The following is a 21,607-nucleotide window of genomic DNA, read 5'->3' as shown; positions in this document are numbered from 1 at the left end:
ACGGGCGCACCTCACCCGGGTTCTCGTGTGGCCGCTTCCCCGCGGGCCAAGGCCGCCGTCGCCACGACCATCACGACAACCGCGACGACCAGAACGAAGACCCCGGCCTCCCCGGGACGCAGCGTCTCGCCGAGCACGACGACGCCCAGCACGCTCGCCACGACCGGTTCGGCGACCGTCATCGTGGGCAGCGACGCCGTCAACGCCCCCGACCGGAACGACGCCTGCTGCATCGCGGTGCCCGCGATCGCGACAGCCGCCCAGACATACAGCTCCGGGGTCTTCAGCAGCGTGCCGACCCCCTCCCAGCTGCCCAGATCCAGGCGGGTCACCACGGCTTTGGTCAACACCGCGAACAGTCCCCACAGCGCACCGGACACCACCGCCAGCAGCACAGCGCTGACCGTGGGTGAGGCGATCTGCGCGACCAGCATGCACACCGCCAGGGCCGGCCCGAGCACGGCGGCCACCCACACCCACGTGTGCAGCGATGCCCGCGACGCGCCCTCGGTCGGATCGCCCACCGTCACGATCAGCGCCACCGCCGCAGCCAGCAGCGCCGCCCACAGCCACTGCCAGTTCGTCACGCGGCGGTGCGACAGCCGCGCACTGATCGGCAGCGCGAACAGCAGCGAGGTCACCAGCAGCGCCTGCACCAGCAGCACCGACCCCAGGCCCAGCGCGGCGGCCTGCAACGCGAAGCCGACGGCCGCCACCCCGCTACCCAGCCACCATCGCCCGTCTCTGAGCAACCGGCCGAACAGCTCGACGTGGCCGACGGGTTCGTCGGTGACGTCGTGGGCGCTGCGCTGGTGGATGACGTCGCCGATGGCGATGAACAGGGCGGCAGCCAACGCCAGCACAGCAGCGATCTCCGCCTTGGCCATCGGCCACCTCCCCGCCCGCCCGATCCGATTCCGCACCGAGCGTAGAGACCGCGGACGCCAAGCCGTGGGCGCAGCGCCGGGCGACCTGTTTGAATAGCGGTCACACCATCTTCAGGCGCCGCGCTGCGCGGCAGGTGCGCGGGACCCCGCGCGGAGACACGAGGTAGCTGACATGACGACGACCGAACCGGGCGAATCCGCAGGCACCGGCGTACCCGAGACGGGCGCTGCGACGGCGTCCCCGCCACGCCCCAGCCCGTCGAGCACCAGGCCCAAACCGGGCCCGGCACGTCCCGTTCCGCGCCCGGCGGCACCTGCAGCCGCACCGGTCGTCGCGACGGTGCCGTCGGTCGACCCGCACCGTTTCGGCCGCGTCGACCCGGACGGCACGGTGTGGCTGATCACCGCCGCCGGCGAGCGCCAGATCGGATCGTGGCAGGCGGGCGACGCCGAAGCCGCCTACACGCACTTCGGGCGCCGCTTCGACGATCTGCACACCGAGGTGGTCCTCCTCGAGCGCCGGCTGGCGTCGGGTTCGGGCGATGCCCGCAAGATCCGCACCGCCGCCGTGGCACTGGCCGAGGGCCTGCCCGAGGCTCACGTGCTCGGCGATGTCGATTCGTTGTCGGAGCGGCTGGCGGCGATCGTCACCCAGGCCGACAGCGCCTCGCAGGAGGAGAAGGCCAAGCGCGAGGAGTTCCGCGCACAGCAGACGGCGCGCAAGGAGGCCCTTGCCGTCGAGGCCGAGGAGCTGGCCGCCACGGCGACGCAGTGGAAAGCCGCGGGTGACCGGTTGCGCGCGATCCTCGACGAGTGGAAGACGATCAGCGGGGTCGACCGCAAGACCGACGACGCGCTGTGGAAGCGGTATTCCGCGGCACGCGAGACGTTCAACAGGCGCCGCGGTTCACACTTCGCCGAGTTGGACCGTGAGCGCGCCGGTGCGCGGCAGGCGAAGGAAGCGCTGTGTGTGCGCGCCGAGGAACTCAGCGGCTCCACCGACTGGGGAGCCACGTCGGCAACGTTCCGGGATCTGCTGACCGAGTGGAAGGCGGCGGGCCGGGCCTCCAAAGACGTCGACGACGCGCTGTGGCAGCGGTTCAAGGGCGCCCAGGACACGTTCTTCGCGGCCCGTAACGCCGCCACCGCAGAGCGCGACGCCGAGTTCACGGCCAACGCCGAAGCCAAAGAGGCGTTGCTGGCCGAGGCGGAGCGGATCGACCCCTCCGACCGCGACGCCGCCCGCGCGGCATTGCGCACGATCGGCGACAAATGGGACGCCATCGGCAAGGTCCCCCGGGAGCGTGCGCCCGAACTCGAGCGACGCATGCGTGCGGTGGAGAAGAAGATCCGCGACGCCCCGACCGGTGGCGTGGACCCGGAGGCGCAGGCTCGCGCCGACCAGTTCCGGGAGCGGGCCGAGCAGTTCGAACGCCAGGCCGAGAAAGCCGAAGCTGCGGGTCGCACCAAGGATGCCGAGCAGGCCCGTGCCAGCGCTCAGCAGTGGCGGCAGTGGGCCGAGGCGGCTGCCGAGGCGCTCGAGAAGCGGCGCTAGCAGCTACGTCGACCTACGACGCCGACGTGTCGTCGTCGCCGAAGGTGTCGAGCAGGCTCTTGCTCTCACGTTCGGCGAGGAGGCGGCGGCGATGCTCTTCGGTGGCCAGCTGCAGTGCACTGCGCGCCGCGACCACCCGGGCCCAGTGGTAGGCCAGCAGAACCACCGAGAACCACGCGATCAGCAGCCCGATGCCCGGCCCCGGGTAGGGCGCGGCCGCGGTCTGGCGGGACCACACGGCGAGCAGTCCGAGGAACGACGCCACGGTGGAGCCGGCGAGCGCGATCCACGCGAGCGCCCAGCGGCGGGTCAGCAGCGCGAGGATCGAGAACCCCGCCCCGAAGACGATCGCCAGCCAGGCGAACACCTTGTGGGGCAACGCGATCGCGCTGGCGTGCGCGGCATCGGAGCCGGCGAGCACGTCGAGGCCGCGCGCGTCGCCGGCGTGCGGCAGTGCGAGCGTGGCCAGCAGGGCGAACACGAAGATCGCGATGGCCAGCGCGCGAGGGCCCGGGTCGATCTCCCGGGCGATGCGGCGCTCGGCCTCCTCGAGGTCCTCGCGGAGATGGTCGAAATCGTCGGGACGGCCCGAGGGCGCAGTCATCGAGCACATCCCGCGGTGACCGGTGCGGTGTGGGCCGGCGCGCCGATGCCGGGCATGCCCAGGCCGGTTCCGGTGCGGGGCCGTTGCCCGCTCTCGTGTGCGTCTCCGGCGCGGGTGCGGCGGTGCGAGATCAGGCTCGCGTCGGCGATGAGATGGTGGGGCGCGGCGCCGGTGACCGTGGTGACGACGACGTCGCCGGGACGGATGGCCCCCGCGTCGGCTCCCGGCGCGAAGTGCACGAGGCGTCCGTCGCGTGCACGGCCGGACATGCGAGCGGTGGCGGTGTCCTTGCGCCCCTCCCCCGTGGCGACGAGCAACTCGACGGTCCGGCCGATCTGGGCCGCGTTCTCCTCCAGCGAGATCCGCTCCTGCAGGTCGATCAGCCGCTGATAGCGCTGTGAGACAACGTCTTTGGCGATCTGATCGGGCAGCTCGGCGGCCGGGGTGCCGGGCCGCTTGCTGTATTGGAACGTGAAGGCTGTGGAGAAGCGTGCGGCGGCGACCACGTCGAGGGTGGCCTGGAAGTCCTCCTCGGTTTCCCCGGGGAAACCGACGATGATGTCGGTCGTGATCGCGGCGTCCGGGATCGTGGCCCGCACGCGGTCGATGATGCCGAGGTAGCGCTCCGCGCGGTAGGAGCGCCGCATCGCCCGCAGCACCCGGTCGGAACCGGACTGCAGCGGCATGTGCAGGGTGGGGCACACATTAGGGGTCTCGGCCATCGCCTCGATGACGTCGTCGGTGAATTCGGCCGGGTGCGGCGACGTGAAGCGCACTCGCTCCAAGCCGTCGATCCGCCCGCACGCGCGCAGCAGCTTGGCAAACGCCCCACGGTCCCGCGGTTGAGCCGGGTCGGCGAACGACACTCCGTAGGCATTGACGTTCTGGCCGAGCAGCGTGATCTCCAGCACGCCCTGGTCGACCAGCGACTGCACCTCGGCCAGCACATCACCGGCCCTGCGGTCGACTTCTTTGCCACGCAGCGAGGGAACGATGCAGAACGTGCACGTGTTGTTGCACCCGACGGAGATCGAAACCCAAGCGGCATAGGCAGATTCGCGTCGCGCTGGTAACGACGACGGGAATTCTCGCAAGGCTTCGGCGATCTCGACCTGGGCGGTGCGGTTGTGCCGGGCCCGGTCCAACAGTGCGGGCAGCGAGCCGATGTTGTGGGTGCCGAACACGACATCCACCCAGGGCGCCTTGCTCAGGACGGTGTCGCGGTCCTTCTGGGCCAGGCAACCGCCCACGGCGATCTGCATGTCCGGCTCGGCCTGCTTGCGCGGCGCGAGGTGGCTGAGATTTCCGTAGAGCTTGTTGTCGGCGTTCTCCCGCACCGCGCAGGTGTTGAACACCACGATGTCGGCGTCCGCACCGTCGGCGGCGCGCTGGTAGCCGGCCTCTTCGAGCAGGCCGGCGAGGCGCTCGGAGTCGTGCACGTTCATCTGGCAGCCGTAGGTGCGGACCTGGAAAGTGCGTGCCGGGCGCGCGGCTGCCGCCGCATCGCCTCCCCTGGTCACCACCGAAGTCACGGCGCCCATCCTACGGCGGCCGGCTGGGCGGCCCGTCCAGCGGCAGTTTGCGCAAGTTGCGGGGCCATCTGTGCGTTCCCTGGGTAAGGTCACCACCCATGGAGAGCCCCAGGGAGTCCCCTGACGTGCCGATGATCTCGATGAAGGCGGTCAACAAGCACTTCGGCTCCCTGCATGTCCTCCAGGACATCAACCTCGATGTCGGCAAGGGTGAGGTCATCGTGGTGATCGGCCCGTCGGGCTCTGGAAAATCGACGTTGTGCCGCACCATCAATCGACTCGAGACCATCGATTCGGGCACGATCACGATCGACGGGCAGACACTGCCCGCGGAGGGCCGCAAGCTCGCTCAGCTGCGCAGCGACGTCGGCATGGTGTTCCAGTCGTTCAACCTGTTCGCCCACAAGACGATCGTCGAGAACGTCATGCTGGCGCCGGTCAAGGTGCGCAAGAAGGGCAAGGGCGATGCGCGCGCGGCGGCGATGACGCTGCTCGAACGGGTCGGGGTGGCCAACCAGGCCGACAAATATCCCGCGCAGCTCTCGGGCGGCCAGCAGCAGCGGGTGGCGATCGCACGGTCGCTCGCGATGAGCCCGAAGGTGATGCTGTTCGACGAACCCACCAGTGCACTCGATCCGGAGATGATCAACGAGGTCCTCTCCGTGATGACCGACCTGGCGTCCGACGGTATGACGATGCTCGTGGTCACCCACGAGATGGGCTTCGCCCGCCGCGCAGCGCACCGCGTGGTGTTCATGGCCGACGGGGCGATCGTCGAGGACGCCGAACCGGCGCAGTTCTTCGACAATCCGACCTCTGATCGCGCCAAAGACTTCCTCGGCAAAATCCTGCATCACTGATTGCGAAAGGAACCCTTGACCATGAGTTTCTCCACACGCGCGGTGGCCGCTCTCGCGCTGGCTGTCGCCCTTCCGTTCGCCGCGACAGCGTGCGGCGGTGGCGGCAACGGCGGAGGCGGTGGCGGGGGTGGTGACACCATCGTCATCGGCACCAAGTTCGACCAGCCGGGCCTGGGAATGAAGAACCCGGACGGCACGATGAGCGGCTTCGACGTCGACGTCGCGACCTACGTGGCCGGTGAGCTCGGCTACGCCCCGGACAAGATCGAGTGGAAGGAATCCCCGTCGTCGCAGCGGGAGAACCTGATCCAGAACGGTCAGGTGAGCTTCATCGCCGCGACGTACTCGATCACTGACGCACGCAAGGAGAAGGTGTCGTTCGCCGGTCCGTACCTGATCACCGGCCAGAGCCTGCTGGTCCGGGCGGACAACAACGACATCACCGGCAAGGCGTCGCTGGAGAACAAGATCCTGTGCTCGGTGTCGGGTTCGACGCCGGCGCAGAAGATCAAGGACGAGTACCCGAAGGTGCAGCTGCAGCAGTTCGACACCTACTCGGCGTGCATCGAGTCGATCAAGAACGGCGCCGTGGACGCGGTCACCACCGACGAGGTCATCCTCGCCGGCTACGCCGCGCAGAGCCCGGGCACGTTCAAGATCGTCGGTGAGCCGTTCTCCGAGGAGCGTTACGGAATCGGGCTGAAGAAGGACGACACCGAACTGCAGACCAAGATCAACGACGCGCTGAAGAAGATGGAAGACAGCGGGGCGTGGAAGGCGGCGTTCGACAAGAACCTCGGGCCCGCCGGAATCACGGCACCCGCGCCGCCGCCGCTCGACAAGTAGTCTCCAGGTCCGGCTTCGCAGTGGACATCTTCACCGAGTACCGCGCCGAGATATTCACGGCGTTCTGGACGACGATTCAGCTGACGGTGTTCTCGGCGATCGGGGCGCTGGTGTTGGGCACGGTGCTGGCCGCGATGCGGCTGGCGCCGGTCCCGATGCTGAACTGGCTGGGCACCACCTATGTCAACGTCGTACGCAACACGCCGTTGACGCTGATCGTGCTGTTCTGCTCGTTCGGACTGGCACAGACGTTGGGCATCACGCTGGCCGACCGCACGTCGCCGACGTTCATCGCCGACAGCGGGTTCCGTCTGGCGGTCCTCGGATTCATCGTCTACACCGCGTCGTTCGTGTGCGAGACGGTGCGGTCGGGGGTCAACACCGTTCCGCTCGGGCAGGCCGAGGCCGCTCGCTCGCTCGGGTTCACATTCTCCCAGAACCTGCGAATCATCCTGCTGCCGCAGGCCTTTCGCGCGGTGATCGCTCCCCTAGGCTCGGTGCTGATCGCGCTGACCAAGAACACGACGATCGCCTCGGCGATCGGAGTGGCCGAGGCGGCGCTGCTGATGAAGGAGATGATCGAGAACACAGCGGCGGTGCTGGTGGTGGGATCGATCTTCGCGCTGGGCTTCGTGATCCTGACCTTGCCGCTGGGCCTGCTGTTCGGCTGGCTGGGTCGTCGACTGGCGGTGGCCCGATGAAGATCTCTCCCCGCGAGCAGACACGAACTCGCGCGACACGCCGCCAGAACACGCGAGTTCGCGTCTGCTCGCCGAGGGGTGGTGAGTCCTCATGACCGGATCGTCGGTGCTTTTCGACGCGCCCGGGCCGCGGGCGCGGGTCCGCAACCGGTTGATATCAGCGGTCACCGTGGTCGTGGTGGCGGCGATCGCGTGGGTCGTCTACGCCCGGTTGGACGCCAAGGGGCAGCTGACCTCCGCCAAGTGGGAGCCATTCCTCACCGTTGATCTGTGGCGGACCTACATCCTGCCCGGTATCGAGGGCACCCTGACCGCCGCCGCGGTGTCGATCGCATTGGCGCTGGTGCTGGGCTTCCTGCTGGGCGTGGGCCGGTTGTCGACGAACCGCCCGATCCGCTGGTTGTCCTCGGTCATCGTCGAGTTCTTCCGCGCCGTGCCGGTGCTGATCATGATGATCTTCGCCTACTTCCTCTACGCCAACTACGACGTCTTCGCGTCGAAGTACTTGGCGCTGGCAGGCGTCATCACGGGCCTGACGCTGTACAACGGCGCCGTGATCGCCGAGATCGTCCGCGCCGGTGTGTACGCCCTGCCACGAGGGCAGGCCGAAGCCGCCTCGGCGCTCGGACTGACGTCGGGCCAGACGATGCGGTCGATCCTGCTGCCTCAGGCCGTCACCTCGATGCTGCCGGTGCTGGTGTCCCAGGTCGTGGTCGTCCTCAAAGACACCGCTCTGGGATACCAGATCACATTCGTCGAGCTGGTGCGCCAAGGCACGAACGTCGGCTCGTCCTATGGCAACTACATACCGGCACTGATCGTGATCGCGCTGCTGATGATCTGCCTGAACTTCACGCTGTCGTGGCTGGCCACCCGGCTGGAGGCGCGTCTGCGACGGTCCCGCAAGGGTCCGGCGCCGATGGAGGCGGAGCCTTTGGAATTGCAGGGTGACCGGAGTCGCGGGGTGTGACCCACACGCTCGCGGCCTGGGAGATCCTGCCCGAATCGGCACTGCGCACCCTGGTCGACACCATGGTGCGATTGATCGAAGCGTGCGGCGCGATCGTCATCATGATCGGCGCGCTGGTCGCGATCGTGAAATTCGTTGCCGCGCTGGGCCGCCGCGACATCAACCAGTTCTCGTCGGTGCGGCTGTCACTGGCTCGTTTCCTGGTGCTGGGGCTGGAGTTCCAGCTCGCCGCCGACGTGCTGCGCACCGCGATCTCCCCGTCGTTCGCCGAGATCGGCAAGCTCGCCGCGATCGCCGCGATCCGGACACTGCTCAATTACTTTCTCAACCGCGAGATCGCGCAGGAACAGCGGGAGATCGAGGCGCAGAAGCAGCCGCGCCCGGCGCCCCCGCCATGAGCACCGCCCTCTCGAGCGTCGTCGCGGCGTCGTGGTGTCTGCCCATCGCCGGCATCGCGATCGGAGTGGCGTCGCTGCTCGTCTTCCGCCGGCCACTGCCCGCGCTGCGTGCGATGATCGACCTCTTCACCGCAGCCGGCCTTCTGCGTCTCAGTGTGGACATGTCGTGGACGGCGATCCTCGGCGTCGTCACGCTCATCGCGGTACGACGGGTCGTCACCCGGAGTCTGACCGCCGACCTCGGCGTGTCCGACGCGGCGGTCAGCTCGCGCTGAAAGCCATTCCGACGCTCCGAGTTTCGCGCCCGTTCGGACGGCGAGCCGCCAACCACGACCACACGCTACCGATGATCACCCAGAGCACCGCCTGGATCAGCACGGAGTACAGCCGGAAGTCGGCCAGTGTCTCGGCGGGAAAGCCGTCCGGCACCTCGTGGAAGCTCGGCAGCACGGCGGCTGCCACGCACATCACCGCGGCGTAGCCGAGCGTCGCGAGGCCGGTGAGCCGCCACCCCGGCACGCGCCGCGCGGCGGCCACCGCTGCGGCCACCGCGGCGCAGGCGAGCACCACCGACAGGATCGTCATCGTCAGTGACGCCGAGGTCCGTTCCGCGACAGTGTCGTCCAGTCCCACCCCGGGCGGGTTCGCCGGATACTTGAGCGAAGGGACGAGAGCGATCGTCACGAACATCCCGCCGGCCAGCAGCAACGCCAGCGTGGTGGGGTCCGGCGCGACACCGCGGGCGGCGAGGGCGTTGGCCACCACCGTGTGGGCAACGGCGAAGAGGACGCCCATGACGACACCGAAGCCGATGACGCCGACGGCCGCGCCGACGTTCTCCTGGACCGACCGGGTGAACAGCTCCGCAGCGTGTGCATGCCCGCCGCCGGCGGCGTGCTCGAGAGCCGCCTCGGCGTCCACTGCGGCGTCGATCAGCGGTGCGACCATCACCCGGCTGACGAGGAACGTCACCGCACCGGCCACCGCACCCGGCAGCAGGTAGCGCAGGACCGCATACGACGATGCCGTCAGTGGCACGGAAACCCCAGGAGATGGCGTGCGTCGTGCAGGAACTCGTGGATGTGGGTGTCGGACCCGAAGACCGACACCGCACCCTGGTCGTATCCCAGGAAGTAGTAGCCGATCAGCGCCAGCAGCGTGATGGCGCTCAGCCGGGCGGCAGTGGCGAGCCGACGGGCGTCGACATCGAGCCGGGGTACGGCCAGGGCAGGGTTCGCGTGGTTCATCGCCGTTCTCTCTTCAGTGGTCGTGGGCGACAGCGTGATTGCCGTCGTCGGTGTGCACGGGGGCGGTCAGCAGTTCGTGGCGGTCGACGAGCTTCTCCAGGGTGGCCACCCAGTGGTCGTAGTACTCCCACTGTCCGCGTTCGGATTCCGGCGTGCCCTCCCACTCCCCGATCGTCGCGATCAGGGTCTCCTGGAATTCACTCCACGGGTAGTGCCGGAACTCCGACAGGGCGAGCGCCAGACCGAACGCGCGGCGCTGCCAGTCATGGTCGAACTGCGGCGCCGCCTGATCGGTGGTGCAGGTGTCATGCAGCTTCATCGGGCCGACCCCGCCAGCGCCACGCCGATCATGGACTCTGTGGTGACCAGGTCCATCAGCATCCCGTCGGTGAAATCTTGGGTGCCGGAGGGCCTTTCGGGGATCACGAACCACCGCGAATGCCCGCTGGAATCCCAGACCTTGATCTCGGTCTCTGCCGGCAGGTCGACGCCCACCTCGGCCAGTACTGCACGCGGTTCGCGGGCGGCGCGGGCCCGAAACGTCGGATCCTTGTACCAGTAGGGCGGCAGACCCAGCACTGGCCACGGGAAGCACGAGCACAGGGTGCAGATCACCAGATTGTGGACGCCAGCTGTGTTGGCCACCGCCTGCAGATGTTCACCCTCCGCTCCCGCCATGCCGTCGGGCAGATCGAGCTCTGCGATCGCTGCGGGGGTGTCGGTGACCACCTTCTCGGCGAACACCGGGTCGGTCCAGGCTTTCACCACGATCTTCTTGCCGTTGAGCGGGGTCATCTCGGTCTCGAAGTAGGCGAGGACCTTGTCGACCGTCTGCGGGGTGATGACGCCCTTTTCGATCAGCAGCGCTTCCAGTGCGGCAGCCTTCTTGGCGCTGGCCTCTTCCCGGTCGGGCGGGTAGGCGAATTGATCGGTCATGACTCCTCCATCGGTTCCAGATAGGCCTCGAACAGTTCGGCGTACAACGACAGCGGGCCCGATTCAGCTCGGGCGCCCCAGATCTCGGCGGGATCGAAGGCGACGATGTAGATCGGCATCGGATCACCGATGCCGTCGCCGGTCTGGCAGAAGTAGGCGTAGTCGCCTTCGAAGATGCGTTCCACGGTTCCGAACCGGCCGCGCAGGTATCCCGGAAGTCGGCTGTGCGCATCGGAGCGCGGATTGGCGATCCGCACCGTGTCGCCCACGGCGAATGCCGGGTGCGCACTGTCACGCCGCGGCGTGTCACCGGACCGCAGGTAGGCGATCACCTGCTCGTCGATCTCCGGGCTCTCGGGGGCCGGTGCGGTCGACGAGGTCTCGGCGATGCGCGCCGCGAGTTCCTCTTCGGTCACGTACCCCTTGTCGACGAAGAACGCGGTGATGCCACCGAGCCACTTCTCGTAGTAGCGGAACTTGAAGTAGTCGAAGGGATTCATTCCCTCGGCCCCGGTCCGCAGGTCCGCCCAGGTCCATTCGTCGGCGAAAGTGGTCGGCACCGCGTCGATGGGATAGCCCGGCACAGCGGAGCCCAGGTGGTTCGACAGTCCCATCATCGCGACGTGGATGCCGAAGATGCGCTTCTCCCACTCCTCGACGAACACGCGTTTCTCGAGCGCCAATGGCGACGGCAAACCTTCCAGTCCACCGAGATAGTGCTGCAGCTTCATCAGGCCGGGTTTCCTTCCGTGGCAGGGGTTCCATCAGGTGCGGTGGCCGACTTCGTGGTCATCGCGGTCGCCAGGTATTCCGACAGAAGGCCGAACGACGCTCCGAGCACGCAGGCGACAGCCGCGACGAGGCCGGGGTGGGAGATCGTGGTGACGGTGACGTCGTTCCCTGTGCCCGCGACGGTCGACACGGTCGAGGCGAAACCGACCACGACGGCCGGCGTGGTGGACAACAACCCGACCCACGACGCCTGGACCATCAGCGCGCTGCCCACGCCGACGGCCACCGCGACCGCGAGCAGGCTGCCGCCGAGCAGGTACGCGGCGAACAAGCTGGCCGAGGCGATGACGACGCCGGTGAGGTTCGACGCGACCGAGCGCACCCATCCGGTGGGGCCTCCGCCGACGAAGAAGAACGATGCCCACGCCAGGAACACCACCCAGATGGGCACGGTGATGACCTCGGCGGTCAGCGCGACCGCGACTCCGCCGAGGACACCGATGCTCAGCGTCAAGGCCGTTCGAGAATCCATGAGCTCACCTTCGCCACAGATGACCGCGTGCCGGGTGGAACGCGTACCGTCAAAAAGAGCCTCACGGCAACAGGTTTCGCGTGCGTAAATCTCGTGTGTCACCAGCCGTCCGGAGCGGACACGATCCCCGCAGTTCCGGACGTCGACACCACCGCCGACGCCGCGGATCACCCGGGTCGGCGTGCGCGTCACCGCAGGCCGCGACGATCGGCAATGCCGCTGTAACAGCTGCGCGTTAGCGTCATTCCTCGCTGCCGTCCTGAGCGAACGCGGCGGCACGACGACCACAATCAGCGCGCAGGGGGCGACGAAGGGGCACAGCCGGTGGCCGAGGACAGCAGGGCAGCGCGGTCAGCGCGACTGACCCAGGCACGCACCATGCACACCCGACGGTCCAAGGCACCCAAGACGATCGTGTTCGCCCTGTACGACAAGGTGACGTTGCAGGACGTCGCGGCCCCGTTGGAGATCTTCGCGCGCGCCAACGACTTCGGAGCCGACTACGAGGTCATCCTCGCCTCCCCGACGGGCGCTGCGGTGGAGACCACATCGTTTGTTGCACTCAAGGTGCACCGAGCGCTGAGCGAGGTGCCCGCGCGGTTCGACACGTTGATCGTGCCGGGCGGGGTGCCGCCGGATTTCACCTTCACGCCTGGCGAGCACGACATCCCCGAGGAACGAACGCCCGATGACGTACCTGCCGCGCTGGACATGGTCGATGTCCTGGCGCCCCGGGCGCGTCGTGTCGCGTCGGTCTGCACCGGCGCCTTCGTGCTGGCCGCGCTCGGATTGCTCGACGGCCGCCGCGCGACCACTCATTGGGCGCACTGCCGCCACCTCGCGAGGGTGTACCCGGAGGTCGAGGTCGTCCCCGATTCCCTGTTCGTCCAGGACGGGCGTTTCATCACCGGGGCCGGCATCAGCGCCGGCATCGATCTCGCACTCGCCTTGGTGGAAAGCGACTACGGCCCGGACGTGGCGCGGCGGGTGGCGCGATGGATGGTGGTCTTCCTGCAGCGTCCCGGCGGTCAGGCTCAGTTCAGCGTGTGGACCGAGTCCGCTCCTGCCGTGTCCAGCGGGCTGCGCACCATTCTCGACGCGATCATCACCGACCCGGCCGACGACCATTCGATCGCGGCGCTGGCCGATCGCGCCGCGGTCAGCGAACGGCATCTGGTGCGCATGTTCCGCGTCCACGTCGGCATGACACCGGCGCGCTTTGTCGAGCAGGCTCGTCTGGAGGCGGCCAAAGTCCTGTTGGCCACCGGCGACCACGGCCAAGAGGCAGTGGCGCGCCGAGCCGGATTCGGTTCCGCCGACACCATGCGGCGGACTTTTCGCCGGGCTCTCGGGGTCACGCCGAGCATGTACCGCAGCCGATTTCGCACCACGGGTATTCAGCAGCCGCTGTAGCGCGAGCCGCTAGACCCGTCGACGCTCGCGTTCGTTGGCCAATTCCGTGGTGACGACCTCGAGTGCCATCGTCTGGCTGTAGCCGCGCCGTGCCAGCATTCCGACCAGGCGACGTGCCACCTTGTTCTCGGCATCCCGGTCCCCCGGATCGCCGAGCTTCTCCCGACGCAGCCGGTCGCGGACCAACTGCTCGGCGCGGGTCCGTTCAGCATCCGCGTCGATGCCGGACAGCGCCGCGCTGATCACCTCGTTGTCGACGCCCTTGTTACGGAGCTCGGCAGCCAACGCGCGCTTGCCTTTTCCCGCATGCATCCGCCGTGACCGCACCCACTGTTCGGCGAAGTCCTCGTCGTCGATCAGGCCGACCTGGGTGAGCCGATCGAGCACCGCAGCACCGACGTCCTCGGGATAGCCGCGCTTGGCCAGCTGCGTCTCCAACTCGGCACGGGTACGTGCCCGTGTGGTGAGCAGGCGCAGGCACAGGGCCCGCGCCTGCTCGGCACGATCAGAAGTCGACGGGAGCGGGGAGGACATCGTCATCCGTCATGACGGCGCCGATACCGAGCTTCTCCTTGATCTTCTTCTCGATCTCGTTGGCGGTGTCGGCGTTTTCGAGCAGGAAGTTGCGGGCGTTCTCCTTGCCCTGCCCCAGCTGCTCCCCCTCGTAGGTGAACCAGGAGCCGGACTTGCGGATGAAGCCGTGTTCGACGCCCATGTCGATGAGCGACCCTTCCTTGCTGATGCCCTTGCCGTAGAGGATGTCGAACTCGGCCTGCTTGAACGGCGGCGAGACCTTGTTCTTCACGACCTTGACCCGGGTGCGGTTGCCCACCGCATCGGTGCCGTCTTTGAGAGTCTCGATCCGGCGGACGTCCAGGCGCACCGAGGCGTAGAACTTCAGTGCCTTACCGCCCGTGGTGGTCTCGGGCGAGCCGAACATCACGCCGATCTTCTCGCGGAGCTGGTTGATGAAGATCGCGGTGGTGCCCGAGTTGTTCAGCGCACCGGTCATCTTGCGCAGGGCCTGGCTCATCAGGCGGGCCTGCAGACCGACGTGGCTGTCCCCCATCTCACCCTCGATCTCGGCGCGCGGCACCAGGGCGGCCACCGAGTCGATGACGATGAGGTCGATGGCGCCGGACCGCACCAGCATGTCGGCGATCTCCAGCGCCTGCTCACCGGTGTCGGGCTGGCTGACCAGTAGGGCGTCGGTGTCCACGCCGAGCTTCTTGGCGTAGTCCGGGTCCAGTGCGTGCTCGGCGTCGATGAACGCGGCGATGCCGCCGGCGGCCTGCGCATTCGCGACGGCGTGCAGGGCCACCGTGGTCTTACCGGAGGACTCCGGGCCGTAGATCTCGACGACGCGGCCACGGGGCAGTCCACCGATGCCGAGCGCGACATCCAGGGCGATGGAGCCTGTCGGGATGACCGAGATCGGCTGGCGGACCTCGTCGCCCAGCCGCATCACCGAGCCCTTGCCGAAGTTCTTGTCGATCTGCGCGAGCGCGAGTTCGAGGGCCTTTTCGCGATCAGGTGCCTGCGGAGCCATGGTGATACCTCTTCTGAGTAGTCGTTGTTGACCGGTTCTCGGTCGGTTGGCCGTGACGCTAGGCGAGACCACCGACAAGTGTGTTCCGATGACTGCGGTCGAACTCCACCCACAGTAGACGAACACCTGTTCGATTCAAGCGGACACGCCGACGTACTAGCGTTTCCGCCCATGACCACCCCACAGGACGTGCGCATCCCGGCCGGTGCCGAGCAGCTCGCCGCCTATCTCTACACCCCGGACCCCACGCAGGACCCCACCGCATGCATCGTGATGGCCCATGGCCTGTCGGGCACCCGGGACGACGCCCTGCCCGGCTACGCCGAGGCGTTCTGCGCCGCCGGTCACACCGTGGTGCTGTTCGACTACCGGCACTTCGGCGCCTCCACCGGCGAGCCGCGGCAACTGATCGACATCGGCGGCCAGCAGCAGGACTACCGCACCGTCATCGCCTGGGCGCGCAGTCTCCCCGGCGTCGACCCCGACCGCATCGTGGCCTGGGGGTCGTCCTACAGCGGAGGCCACGTCCTCGCGGTCGCCGCCGACGACCCCCGACTGGCCGCCGTCATCTCCCAGGCCCCGTTCACCGATGCAGTGGCCTCGATGCTCGCCGTGCCCACCCGAATCGTCCCCGCGGTCATGCTGGCCGCGGTCCGCGACCAACTACGCGCCTGGCGCAACGCACCGCCGGTGATGCTGCCCGCGGTCGGCGATCCCGGCGAGGTCGCCGCGATGACGTCACCGGACGCCAAACCGGGCCTGGAAGCGATCCAGGGCCCGAATTCGTTGTGGCGCAATGAATTGGCAGCACGCCTGATGCTGCGGTTCCCGTTCTACCGGCCCCGCTCCGCGACCGCCCGGCTGGCCATGCCGCTGCTGATCTGCGTCTGCGACGACGACAAGGTCACCCCGCCCGGCCCGACCGTGAAGGCCGCTGGGCGCGCCCCCCGAGGGGAACTACGGCACTATCCGTACGGCCATTTCGACATCTATCACGACCCCCAGGTCAAGGCCGACCAGGTCGCGTTCCTGCAGAGAGTGTTCGCCAGCGCCCAGGTGTAGCCCCGGTGTAGTAGGGGGTGGCTCACCACTGCTCGCGCGGCACGTCGAAATCCGCGCACAGCGCCCGCCACACGTCGCGGGGTTCGACACCGTCCTCGATGGCCTGGGCGGCGGTCCGCCCACCCAGCGTCATCAGTACGTGGTCCACCAGCATCGACGACGCCCGCACCGCCCCGAACTGCCGCTCGACCAGCTCTCGGAATTCCGTCAGCCGCACACGGCCAACCTACGCGGAGGCCCGCAGTGCGTCGTGACAGACTCCGATCGGGTCGGCGACCGCACCGGCGGTGGCGCCGGCGCGTCGCGCGGCGTCACGGTAACGGGGCGAGCCCAGTACCGTCGCGGTGGCCGCGCCCAGGGTTCCGGCGTTCAGCGGTCGGACCAGTTCTGCACTACCTTGGCGCACAAGGCGATTGGCGATTTCCCACTGGTCGCCACCGCCGGGCACCACAACCATCGGCACACCGGCGAGCAGCGCCTTGGACACGATGCCGTGCCCGGCCCCGCACACCAGCAGATCCGCCCGGGACAGCAGCTCGTCCTGACGACCAAGTCCCACCACGGCCCATGGCGGCACCTCGCCGTCGGGCCCCTGCAGCTGTGACACGGCAACACGTGCGCCCTTGGGCAACACCTGCCCCGGAATCAGTGTCTGCAGCGCCAGATCGGCGAGCGCGACCGCCCCGGTGCTCGCCGTCGACGGCGCCACCATCACCACGGGTCCGTCCCCGGGTGGCAGGTCCAGCACCGCCGTGGTCGGCTCGTAGTGCAGGGGGCCGACCACGACGGCCTCGGCGGGCCAGTCGGGGCGCGGCACCTCCAGCGCGGGCAGCGTGGCGATCAGGCGGCGCAGAGGGCCCGGGTCGGCGGCGGGCAGTCCGATCTCGACGCGCACAGCGGCGCGCTGGCGCAGGCCGGCCCGCCAGGATCGTGCACTCAGCGTCCGCAGCATCGCATCCCGCGCCCGGCCCCGCAGCCCCACACCCGGGGCCAGCCCACTGCCCAGCGGCGGCAGGCCTGTCGACGGCCGGTACAAGGGGTGGGTGTTCAGCTCGATCCACGGCACCCCGATCAGGTCGGCGACCAGGCCCCCGCACGTGGTGATCGAATCCGACACCACCACATCGGGATTCAGCGCGTCGATGCGGTCGGTGTTGAGCACCGCCATCCGCGCCGCGCGCTCGTGGATCTTCGCGCCCGCGTCGGAGTCGTCGTCACCGGCCATGACCCGAAGCCCGTCGAGTTCGACGGCGTCGATCCCCTCCCCCCGCGCCGTGTCCAGCCACCGGGTGCCGGTCAGCAGCGTCGGCTCGTCGCCGGCGGCGAGGAAACGCTGACACAGGGCGATCGCGGGGAACGCGTGGCCGGGGTCCGGTCCGGCAACCACCGCGACACGCATGCGGGCTACCCTGCCACAGCACCTGCCGTTAGGGTCGATCGGTATGACCGACGACGCCCGCCCCACCCTGTTGCCGATCACCGACAACGCCGCGCTGGTGCAGAAGTTCCTGGTAGCCCTACAGGACGAGGACTTCGACACCGTCGAGTCGCTGGCCGCCCCGGATCTGGTATGGCAGAACGTGGGGCTGCCGTCCATCCGGGGACGCGCGCGCATCATGGGCTTGTTGCGGCGCGGCGAAGGCAAGGTGGGCTTCGCGGTGGCCTTTCACCGCGTGGCCGCAGAGGGCGGCACCGTCCTGACCGAACGAACCGACGCGATCATCATGGGCCCGCTACGGCTGCAGTTCTGGGTGTGCGGGGCATTCGAGATCCGCGACGGACAGATCACGCTGTGGCGGGACTACTTCGACGTCGTCGACGTCATGGTGAAGGCGCCGCTCAAAGCCCTCGCCGGACTGGTCATCCCGGCGCTACGACCCCGCTTCTAGGCTTTTACGCCCGCAGCCGGCCCAGCTCGTCGAACGCCTGCGCCCATCCGGTCAGCCGATCGGTGGCCGAGGTGAGCTCGTCGCGGTAGCGCCTCTGCACCATCGGCGAGCTCGACATCGAACCCGAGTTGGCGGCCGAGACCAATTGCGCTGCCGCCGAGACCATGTCGCTGTACTGGCGGGCGCCGCGGTCGAGCTGTGCGGAGAACGCCGCGATCGTGGGCGCAAGGTGCGGACGCGCCTGCGGGGCCGAGCTGACCGTGCGCTCCATCGACACCACCTCGGCGGCCGTCGCGGACATCGTGGCCGCCGTCCGCTCGGCGGCGGCGCGCAACTCGCGCAGCTCTGCCTCGGGCAGCAGACGACCGCGTTCCATCACCCCGAGCAGGGACACGAGCCCACGTTCGGACGACGTCAGCGCCGCCATCGGGGCCCGGGCGGCCGAACCCCACGGCGGCAACCGTCGCGAAGCCCCGCTGCGGGCCGGGGGCAACGGCTCAGCGCGCAGCCAGCGGTACCGCAGGAACGCCAGGGTGGCCAGGAACGCGGCGCCGACGGCAATCGGCGACGGGATGAACAGCGCCCACACCGGGGTGTTCCACGAGGCGAGCAACGCGGTGACACCCACCCAGAACACCGACGACAGCGCGAAGAACACGCCGAGGCGCAGCGCCCAGCGCCGTTTCCGCAGCAGCTTGGCGCGCGGGTCCGCGGCAGCGTTCAGCTTGTCGGCGAGCGTGCCCGACCACTCCGCGGCGGTGTCGATGCCGTGCTGGGCCAGCGAACGCCAGGCGTCGGTTCGTCGGGTCCGAGTGCTCACCACATGCTCCCGTGAATGTTATTGCGACAGCGGATTTTCCGGTGTCGGGTTGGCGGCCGGGGTGGCCGGGGTCTGGGTGGGGGTCGCAGGGGCCTGGGCGGAACCGGCGGGCAGCTGCTCACCGCGCATGGACGCCCGGATCTGCTCGAGCCGCGAATGGCCCGCCATCTGAACGCTGGCCTGCTGGACCTCCATCATGCGGCCCTGTACCGAGTTCTGGGCCAGCTCCGCCGCCCCCATCGCGTTGGCGTAGCGGCGTTCGATCTTGTCGCGCACCTCGTCCAGGCTCGGGGTGGACCCGGGGGCGGCGATCTCGCTCATCGACCGAAGTGACGCGCTGACCTGCTCCTGCATCTTTGCCTGCTCGAGCTGGCTGAGCAGCTTCGTGCGCTCGGCGATCTTCTGCTGCAACACCATCGCGTTCTGCTCGACGGCCTTCTTGGCCTGCCCCGCCGCCTGCAGCGCCTGATCGTGCAGACCCTTGAGGTCCTCGACGCTCTGCTCGGCGGTCACCAGCTGTGCCGCGAACGCCTCGGCCGCGTTGTTGTACTCGGTGGCCTTGGCGGCGTCCCCGGAGGCAACGGCCTGATCGGCGAGCGTGAGGGCCTGGCGCACGTTGACCTGGAGCTTCTCGATGTCGGCGAGCTGGCGGTTGAGCCGCATCTCCAGCTGGCGCTGGTTGCCGATCACCTGGGCCGCCTGCTGGGTCAGCGCCTGGTGCTGACGCTGCGCCTCCTCGATGGCCTGCTGGATCTGCACCTTGGGGTCGGCGTACTCGTCGACCTTGGAGCTGAACAGCGCCATCAGGTACTTCCACGCCTTGCTGAACGGGTTGGCCATGAGAACGTTTCCGCCTTCTCGAAGTCTCGGGTCAGTGGAACAGGGTCACCGACGCGGGTCGCCTGTCATCGCAGGTACCCAACTTATCGGTTCTGCACATCTCGCCACACCCCTGTGGGGATCAGGCGACCGCCATCGACACGACCTGCGGGATGACGACCTTGGTGCTGGCGTCGATACGCGACGTGTTCACCTCGGTGCGAGCCTCTTCGAGCGCCATGTCGTCGCCGGCTTCGGACAACACCCGCGACAGCGGGACGTCGAGAGCTCCGCAGATGGCGCTGAGCAGTTCGCTGGAGGCCTCCTTGCGGCCGCGTTCCACCTCGGAGAGGTAGCCCAGGCTGACCCGTGCGGTGTCGGAGACTTCACGCAGGGTCCGACCCTGCTCGACCCGCACGCGCCGCAACACGTCGCCGATCACTTCGCGCAGCAGTGTCGTCATCGCGCTCTCCTCACCTCAGCAGTCGGCCGCAATACCCGCAACACCATGGTGGCGTGCTATTCGACCCAACGCACGACGGACCCCGGATGGTTCCCGGGACTCCTGCTGATCGGTTCTCGGCATCACTGGTTCTCGATGAGGATGCGCAGCCGGCGCAGGGCGGCGTGCACCGCGGCGAGGCGGATCTGCCAGCGTGTGCCGCCGAGGTGCAGGGCGAGCACCTCGGTGTCGACGGGTCCGGCGAGCCCGACGAACACGGTGCCGACCGGATGGCCGCCGTGCGGTTGGGGGCCCGCGACCCCGGTCAGCCCCACCCCCCAGGTGGCGCCGCAGCGCTGCTGGGCGCCGACGGCCATCGCCCGCGCGGTGGGCTCGGCCACCGGCCCGACGTCGGCGAGGAGTTCGGGGGCGACGCCGGCGAGCGCGATCTTGGTCTCGACGGTGTAGGTGATGAGCCCGCCTCGCAGCACCGCGCTCGCACCGGGCACTCCGGCGAGCGTCGCCGCGACCAGACCGGCGGTCAGCGACTCCGCGGTCGCCACGGTCTGGCCGCGCACGGTCAGATCGGCGACCAGCGCGCGAGCGTCCTCGCTGTCGAGGGGGTCGCTCTCGAAAGGATCACTGTCGAGCGGGTCGGCCACGAGAGTCCCTCACCGCCGAGATGAAATAGTCGGCCCCGGTCAGGATGGTGAGCACCACGGCGGCGAGCATGACGATCCACGCACCGGTGGCCCATGCGCCGGTCAGCGGCAGGACGAACAGCCCGATCGCGACGGCCTGCACCAACGTCTTCAACTTGCCGCCGCGACTGGCCGGGATCACCCCGTGCCGCAGCACCACCAGGCGCAGCAGCGTCACTCCGAGCTCACGGGCCAGGATCACCACGGTCACCCACCACGGCAGGTCGCCGAGCATCGAGAGCCCGATCAATGCTGCGCCGATGAGGGCTTTGTCGGCCAGCGGGTCGATTAGCGTGCCGAACTCGGTCACCATGCCGTAGCTGCGAGCCAGGGCCCCGTCGAGCCGGTCGGTGATGACGGCCACGGTGAACACGGTGAATGCCATTGTCCGCCAGAATGTTTCGTGACCGTCCCCGACGAACAGAAAGGCCAGGAACACCGGGACCAGGATCAGTCGCACACCGGTCAGCGCGTTGGCCAGATTCGCCACCCGAGCGCGCGGGACCACCGGATCGGTCTGTGGTTGGCCCGGCACCGACACAGAATACTGGTTGCCCGAACCGATACCCTTCCCCGTGTGAGCTCAGATCCTGGTGAGGTGGTCGTCCGTCGGGCCAGGACGTCCGACGTGCCTGCCATCAAGGCTCTCGTCGACGTCTACGCGGGCCGCATCCTGCTCGAGAAGAACCTGGTGACCCTGTACGAGTCGGTGCAGGAGTTCTGGGTGGCCGAAGCCGAGGGTGAGGTGATCGGGTGCGGTGCGCTGCACGTGCTGTGGTCCGATCTGGGTGAGGTGCGCACGGTGGCGGTGCATCCGAAGGTGCGGGGCCGCGGCGTGGGGCACGCGATCGTCGATCAGTTGCTGGCCGTTGCCACGGAGTTGCGGCTGCAGCGGATCTTCGTGCTGACCTTCGAGACCGAGTTCTTCGGCAGGCACGGATTCCGCGAGATAGAGGGCACGCCGGTGACCGCGGAGGTCTACGAAGAGATGTGCCGGTCCTACGACACAGGTGTGGCTGAGTTCCTGGACCTCAGCTACGTCAAGCCCAACATCCTCGGCAACACCCGCATGCTGCTGACGCTCTGACCCCCCTTCGCGCCCAAACCGACGT

General features: G+C 68.6%; 29 protein-coding genes. 11 read left to right on the top strand and 18 right to left on the bottom strand.

Features of this window, described 5'->3' with window-relative positions; all coding sequences use genetic code 11:
- Positions 1-11: 11 nt before the first annotated feature.
- A complete protein-coding gene (locus ACZY1G_RS22140; protein WP_463816734.1) occupies positions 12-887 on the bottom strand; it encodes a DMT family transporter in 876 nt (291 codons plus the stop codon).
- Between the two features lie 172 nt (positions 888-1,059).
- Between ACZY1G_RS22140 and ACZY1G_RS22135 the strand changes: the two genes are divergently transcribed.
- Positions 1,060-2,442, top strand: a complete 1,383-nt coding sequence (locus ACZY1G_RS22135; protein WP_463816735.1) for a DUF349 domain-containing protein — start codon at positions 1,060-1,062, stop codon at positions 2,440-2,442.
- A 13-nt stretch (positions 2,443-2,455) separates the two neighbouring features.
- On the opposite strand, the gene ACZY1G_RS22130 is transcribed toward ACZY1G_RS22135, so the two are convergent.
- Together ACZY1G_RS22130 and miaB are read right to left on the bottom strand one after the other, a co-directional pair.
- A complete protein-coding gene (locus ACZY1G_RS22130; RefSeq protein ID WP_463816736.1) occupies positions 2,456-3,055 on the bottom strand; it encodes an Rv2732c family membrane protein in 600 nt (199 codons plus the stop codon).
- Positions 3,043-4,587, bottom strand: coding sequence for a tRNA (N6-isopentenyl adenosine(37)-C2)-methylthiotransferase MiaB (miaB, locus tag ACZY1G_RS22125; protein WP_463816737.1), 1,545 nt, complete (start codon positions 4,585-4,587; stop codon positions 3,043-3,045). Before miaB ends, ACZY1G_RS22130 begins: the two co-directional genes overlap by 13 nt.
- 122 nt (positions 4,588-4,709) lie before the next feature.
- Here miaB and ACZY1G_RS22120 point away from each other — a divergent pair, with 122 nt between their 5' ends.
- From ACZY1G_RS22120 to ACZY1G_RS22095, 6 genes are all read left to right on the top strand, one after another.
- Positions 4,710-5,438: an amino acid ABC transporter ATP-binding protein gene (locus ACZY1G_RS22120; RefSeq protein WP_463817178.1), complete on the top strand. Its 729-nt coding sequence runs from the start codon at positions 4,710-4,712 to the stop codon at positions 5,436-5,438.
- Positions 5,439-5,459: 21 nt separating this feature from the next.
- Positions 5,460-6,284 carry a glutamate ABC transporter substrate-binding protein gene (locus ACZY1G_RS22115; protein WP_463823613.1) on the top strand — a complete coding sequence of 275 codons (825 nt, stop codon included), beginning with the start codon at positions 5,460-5,462 and terminating at the stop codon, positions 6,282-6,284.
- Positions 6,285-6,304: 20 nt separating this feature from the next.
- Positions 6,305-6,985 (top strand): amino acid ABC transporter permease, encoded by a 681-nt coding sequence (locus ACZY1G_RS22110; RefSeq protein WP_463816739.1) that lies wholly within the window; start codon positions 6,305-6,307, stop codon positions 6,983-6,985.
- A gap of 91 nt (positions 6,986-7,076) precedes the next feature.
- Positions 7,077-7,955, top strand: a complete 879-nt coding sequence (locus ACZY1G_RS22105) for an amino acid ABC transporter permease (protein ID WP_463823612.1) — start codon at positions 7,077-7,079, stop codon at positions 7,953-7,955.
- Positions 7,952-8,353 carry a DUF1622 domain-containing protein gene (locus tag ACZY1G_RS22100; protein ID WP_111511110.1) on the top strand — a complete coding sequence of 134 codons (402 nt, stop codon included), beginning with the start codon at positions 7,952-7,954 and terminating at the stop codon, positions 8,351-8,353. Before ACZY1G_RS22105 ends, ACZY1G_RS22100 begins: the two co-directional genes overlap by 4 nt.
- Positions 8,350-8,628, top strand: a complete 279-nt coding sequence (locus tag ACZY1G_RS22095) for a hypothetical protein (RefSeq protein ID WP_463823611.1) — start codon at positions 8,350-8,352, stop codon at positions 8,626-8,628. The genes ACZY1G_RS22100 and ACZY1G_RS22095 overlap by 4 nt, the downstream gene beginning before the upstream one ends.
- On the opposite strand, the gene ACZY1G_RS22090 is transcribed toward ACZY1G_RS22095, so the two are convergent.
- The 6 genes from ACZY1G_RS22090 to ACZY1G_RS22065 are packed head-to-tail and all read right to left on the bottom strand — an operon-like array spanning position 8,615 to position 11,800.
- The gene (locus tag ACZY1G_RS22090) at positions 8,615-9,391 is read right to left on the bottom strand and encodes a CbtA family protein (RefSeq protein WP_463816742.1); all 777 of its coding nucleotides are present in this window, start codon (positions 9,389-9,391) and stop codon (positions 8,615-8,617) included. The genes ACZY1G_RS22095 and ACZY1G_RS22090 overlap by 14 nt on opposite strands.
- On the bottom strand, positions 9,382-9,600 hold the full coding sequence (locus tag ACZY1G_RS22085) for a CbtB domain-containing protein (RefSeq protein ID WP_463816743.1): 219 nt from the start codon (positions 9,598-9,600) through the stop codon (positions 9,382-9,384). Before ACZY1G_RS22085 ends, ACZY1G_RS22090 begins: the two co-directional genes overlap by 10 nt.
- 13 nt (positions 9,601-9,613) lie before the next feature.
- Positions 9,614-9,919 (bottom strand): nitrile hydratase accessory protein, encoded by a 306-nt coding sequence (locus ACZY1G_RS22080; protein ID WP_463816745.1) that lies wholly within the window; start codon positions 9,917-9,919, stop codon positions 9,614-9,616.
- The gene (gene nthA / locus ACZY1G_RS22075) at positions 9,916-10,536 is read right to left on the bottom strand and encodes a nitrile hydratase subunit alpha (protein ID WP_463823610.1); all 621 of its coding nucleotides are present in this window, start codon (positions 10,534-10,536) and stop codon (positions 9,916-9,918) included. The genes ACZY1G_RS22080 and nthA overlap by 4 nt, the downstream gene beginning before the upstream one ends.
- Positions 10,533-11,267, bottom strand: coding sequence for a nitrile hydratase subunit beta (gene nthB / locus ACZY1G_RS22070; protein ID WP_463823609.1), 735 nt, complete (start codon positions 11,265-11,267; stop codon positions 10,533-10,535). Before nthB ends, nthA begins: the two co-directional genes overlap by 4 nt.
- Positions 11,267-11,800 (bottom strand): DUF1097 domain-containing protein, encoded by a 534-nt coding sequence (locus ACZY1G_RS22065; RefSeq protein ID WP_463823608.1) that lies wholly within the window; start codon positions 11,798-11,800, stop codon positions 11,267-11,269. Before ACZY1G_RS22065 ends, nthB begins: the two co-directional genes overlap by 1 nt.
- Before the next feature lie 378 nt (positions 11,801-12,178).
- Here ACZY1G_RS22065 and ACZY1G_RS22060 point away from each other — a divergent pair, with 378 nt between their 5' ends.
- A complete protein-coding gene (locus ACZY1G_RS22060) occupies positions 12,179-13,213 on the top strand; it encodes a GlxA family transcriptional regulator (protein ID WP_463816749.1) in 1,035 nt (344 codons plus the stop codon).
- Positions 13,214-13,222: 9 nt separating this feature from the next.
- On the opposite strand, the gene recX is transcribed toward ACZY1G_RS22060, so the two are convergent.
- Positions 13,223-13,753: a recombination regulator RecX gene (gene recX, locus ACZY1G_RS22055; RefSeq protein WP_463816750.1), complete on the bottom strand. Its 531-nt coding sequence runs from the start codon at positions 13,751-13,753 to the stop codon at positions 13,223-13,225.
- Positions 13,719-14,762 carry a recombinase RecA gene (gene recA, locus ACZY1G_RS22050; RefSeq protein ID WP_463816751.1) on the bottom strand — a complete coding sequence of 348 codons (1,044 nt, stop codon included), beginning with the start codon at positions 14,760-14,762 and terminating at the stop codon, positions 13,719-13,721. The genes recX and recA overlap by 35 nt, the downstream gene beginning before the upstream one ends.
- A gap of 171 nt (positions 14,763-14,933) precedes the next feature.
- Here recA and ACZY1G_RS22045 point away from each other — a divergent pair, with 171 nt between their 5' ends.
- Complete coding sequence (locus ACZY1G_RS22045) at positions 14,934-15,824, top strand: alpha/beta hydrolase (protein ID WP_463823607.1); 891 nt, start codon at positions 14,934-14,936, stop codon at positions 15,822-15,824.
- Between the two features lie 22 nt (positions 15,825-15,846).
- Here the strand turns inward: ACZY1G_RS22045 and ACZY1G_RS22040 are convergent, their stop codons facing one another.
- Complete coding sequence (locus tag ACZY1G_RS22040) at positions 15,847-16,041, bottom strand: DUF3046 domain-containing protein (protein ID WP_335331611.1); 195 nt, start codon at positions 16,039-16,041, stop codon at positions 15,847-15,849.
- Positions 16,042-16,050: 9 nt separating this feature from the next.
- Positions 16,051-17,223 (bottom strand): glycosyltransferase, encoded by a 1,173-nt coding sequence (locus ACZY1G_RS22035; protein WP_463823606.1) that lies wholly within the window; start codon positions 17,221-17,223, stop codon positions 16,051-16,053.
- A gap of 43 nt (positions 17,224-17,266) precedes the next feature.
- On the opposite strand from ACZY1G_RS22035, the gene ACZY1G_RS22030 reads away from it, so the two are divergent.
- Complete coding sequence (locus ACZY1G_RS22030) at positions 17,267-17,713, top strand: limonene-1,2-epoxide hydrolase family protein (protein ID WP_463823605.1); 447 nt, start codon at positions 17,267-17,269, stop codon at positions 17,711-17,713.
- Positions 17,714-17,717: 4 nt separating this feature from the next.
- On the opposite strand, the gene pspM is transcribed toward ACZY1G_RS22030, so the two are convergent.
- The 5 genes from pspM to pgsA all read right to left on the bottom strand — a co-directional run bounded on the left by pspM (position 17,718) and on the right by pgsA (position 21,030).
- Complete coding sequence (pspM, locus tag ACZY1G_RS22025; RefSeq protein WP_463823604.1) at positions 17,718-18,533, bottom strand: phage shock envelope stress response protein PspM; 816 nt, start codon at positions 18,531-18,533, stop codon at positions 17,718-17,720.
- Between the two features lie 18 nt (positions 18,534-18,551).
- Positions 18,552-19,373 carry a phage shock protein PspA gene (pspA, locus tag ACZY1G_RS22020; RefSeq protein WP_463816756.1) on the bottom strand — a complete coding sequence of 274 codons (822 nt, stop codon included), beginning with the start codon at positions 19,371-19,373 and terminating at the stop codon, positions 18,552-18,554.
- Between the two features lie 121 nt (positions 19,374-19,494).
- On the bottom strand, positions 19,495-19,815 hold the full coding sequence (clgR, locus tag ACZY1G_RS22015) for a transcriptional regulator ClgR (protein WP_463816757.1): 321 nt from the start codon (positions 19,813-19,815) through the stop codon (positions 19,495-19,497).
- Positions 19,816-19,937: 122 nt separating this feature from the next.
- Positions 19,938-20,456 (bottom strand): CinA family protein, encoded by a 519-nt coding sequence (locus ACZY1G_RS22010; protein ID WP_463823603.1) that lies wholly within the window; start codon positions 20,454-20,456, stop codon positions 19,938-19,940.
- Entirely contained in the window at positions 20,434-21,030 is a 597-nt protein-coding gene (gene pgsA / locus ACZY1G_RS22005) for a CDP-diacylglycerol--glycerol-3-phosphate 3-phosphatidyltransferase (RefSeq protein WP_463816759.1), read from the bottom strand. The genes ACZY1G_RS22010 and pgsA overlap by 23 nt, the downstream gene beginning before the upstream one ends.
- A 42-nt stretch (positions 21,031-21,072) precedes the next feature.
- On the opposite strand from pgsA, the gene ACZY1G_RS22000 reads away from it, so the two are divergent.
- Complete coding sequence (locus ACZY1G_RS22000; protein WP_463816760.1) at positions 21,073-21,582, top strand: amino-acid N-acetyltransferase; 510 nt, start codon at positions 21,073-21,075, stop codon at positions 21,580-21,582.
- Positions 21,583-21,607 lie beyond the last annotated feature (25 nt).

It is taken from the genome of Mycobacterium sp. IDUB_5 (genome assembly GCF_055419565.1).
Note: the sequence above shows the minus strand (reverse complement) of the source record. Positions and strands in the feature narration are given on the sequence as shown.

Excerpts from the sequence above, each read along its gene's own strand:
- pspA (WP_463816756.1), bottom strand. The coding sequence starts at position 19,373 with ATGGCCAACCCGTTCAGCAAGGCGTGGAAGTACCTGATGGCGCTGTTC.
- ACZY1G_RS22115 (WP_463823613.1), top strand. The coding sequence starts at position 5,460 with ATGAGTTTCTCCACACGCGCGGTGGCCGCTCTCGCGCTGGCTGTCGCC.
- ACZY1G_RS22140 (WP_463816734.1), bottom strand. The coding sequence starts at position 887 with ATGGCCAAGGCGGAGATCGCTGCTGTGCTGGCGTTGGCTGCCGCCCTG.
- ACZY1G_RS22135 (WP_463816735.1), top strand. The coding sequence starts at position 1,060 with ATGACGACGACCGAACCGGGCGAATCCGCAGGCACCGGCGTACCCGAG.
- ACZY1G_RS22060 (WP_463816749.1), top strand. The coding sequence starts at position 12,179 with ATGCACACCCGACGGTCCAAGGCACCCAAGACGATCGTGTTCGCCCTG.
- ACZY1G_RS22085 (WP_463816743.1), bottom strand. The coding sequence starts at position 9,600 with ATGAACCACGCGAACCCTGCCCTGGCCGTACCCCGGCTCGATGTCGAC.
- ACZY1G_RS22065 (WP_463823608.1), bottom strand. The coding sequence starts at position 11,800 with ATGGATTCTCGAACGGCCTTGACGCTGAGCATCGGTGTCCTCGGCGGA.
- ACZY1G_RS22095 (WP_463823611.1), top strand. The coding sequence starts at position 8,350 with ATGAGCACCGCCCTCTCGAGCGTCGTCGCGGCGTCGTGGTGTCTGCCC.
- ACZY1G_RS22045 (WP_463823607.1), top strand. The coding sequence starts at position 14,934 with ATGACCACCCCACAGGACGTGCGCATCCCGGCCGGTGCCGAGCAGCTC.
- ACZY1G_RS22035 (WP_463823606.1), bottom strand. The coding sequence starts at position 17,223 with ATGCGTGTCGCGGTGGTTGCCGGACCGGACCCCGGCCACGCGTTCCCC.
- ACZY1G_RS22080 (WP_463816745.1), bottom strand. The coding sequence starts at position 9,919 with ATGAAGCTGCATGACACCTGCACCACCGATCAGGCGGCGCCGCAGTTC.
- ACZY1G_RS22030 (WP_463823605.1), top strand. The coding sequence starts at position 17,267 with ATGACCGACGACGCCCGCCCCACCCTGTTGCCGATCACCGACAACGCC.
- nthB (WP_463823609.1), bottom strand. The coding sequence starts at position 11,267 with ATGAAGCTGCAGCACTATCTCGGTGGACTGGAAGGTTTGCCGTCGCCA.
- clgR (WP_463816757.1), bottom strand. The coding sequence starts at position 19,815 with ATGACGACACTGCTGCGCGAAGTGATCGGCGACGTGTTGCGGCGCGTG.
- recX (WP_463816750.1), bottom strand. The coding sequence starts at position 13,753 with ATGACGATGTCCTCCCCGCTCCCGTCGACTTCTGATCGTGCCGAGCAG.
- recA (WP_463816751.1), bottom strand. The coding sequence starts at position 14,762 with ATGGCTCCGCAGGCACCTGATCGCGAAAAGGCCCTCGAACTCGCGCTC.
- ACZY1G_RS22120 (WP_463817178.1), top strand. The coding sequence starts at position 4,710 with ATGATCTCGATGAAGGCGGTCAACAAGCACTTCGGCTCCCTGCATGTC.
- nthA (WP_463823610.1), bottom strand. The coding sequence starts at position 10,536 with ATGACCGATCAATTCGCCTACCCGCCCGACCGGGAAGAGGCCAGCGCC.
- miaB (WP_463816737.1), bottom strand. The coding sequence starts at position 4,587 with ATGGGCGCCGTGACTTCGGTGGTGACCAGGGGAGGCGATGCGGCGGCA.
- ACZY1G_RS22130 (WP_463816736.1), bottom strand. The coding sequence starts at position 3,055 with ATGTGCTCGATGACTGCGCCCTCGGGCCGTCCCGACGATTTCGACCAT.
- ACZY1G_RS22105 (WP_463823612.1), top strand. The coding sequence starts at position 7,077 with ATGACCGGATCGTCGGTGCTTTTCGACGCGCCCGGGCCGCGGGCGCGG.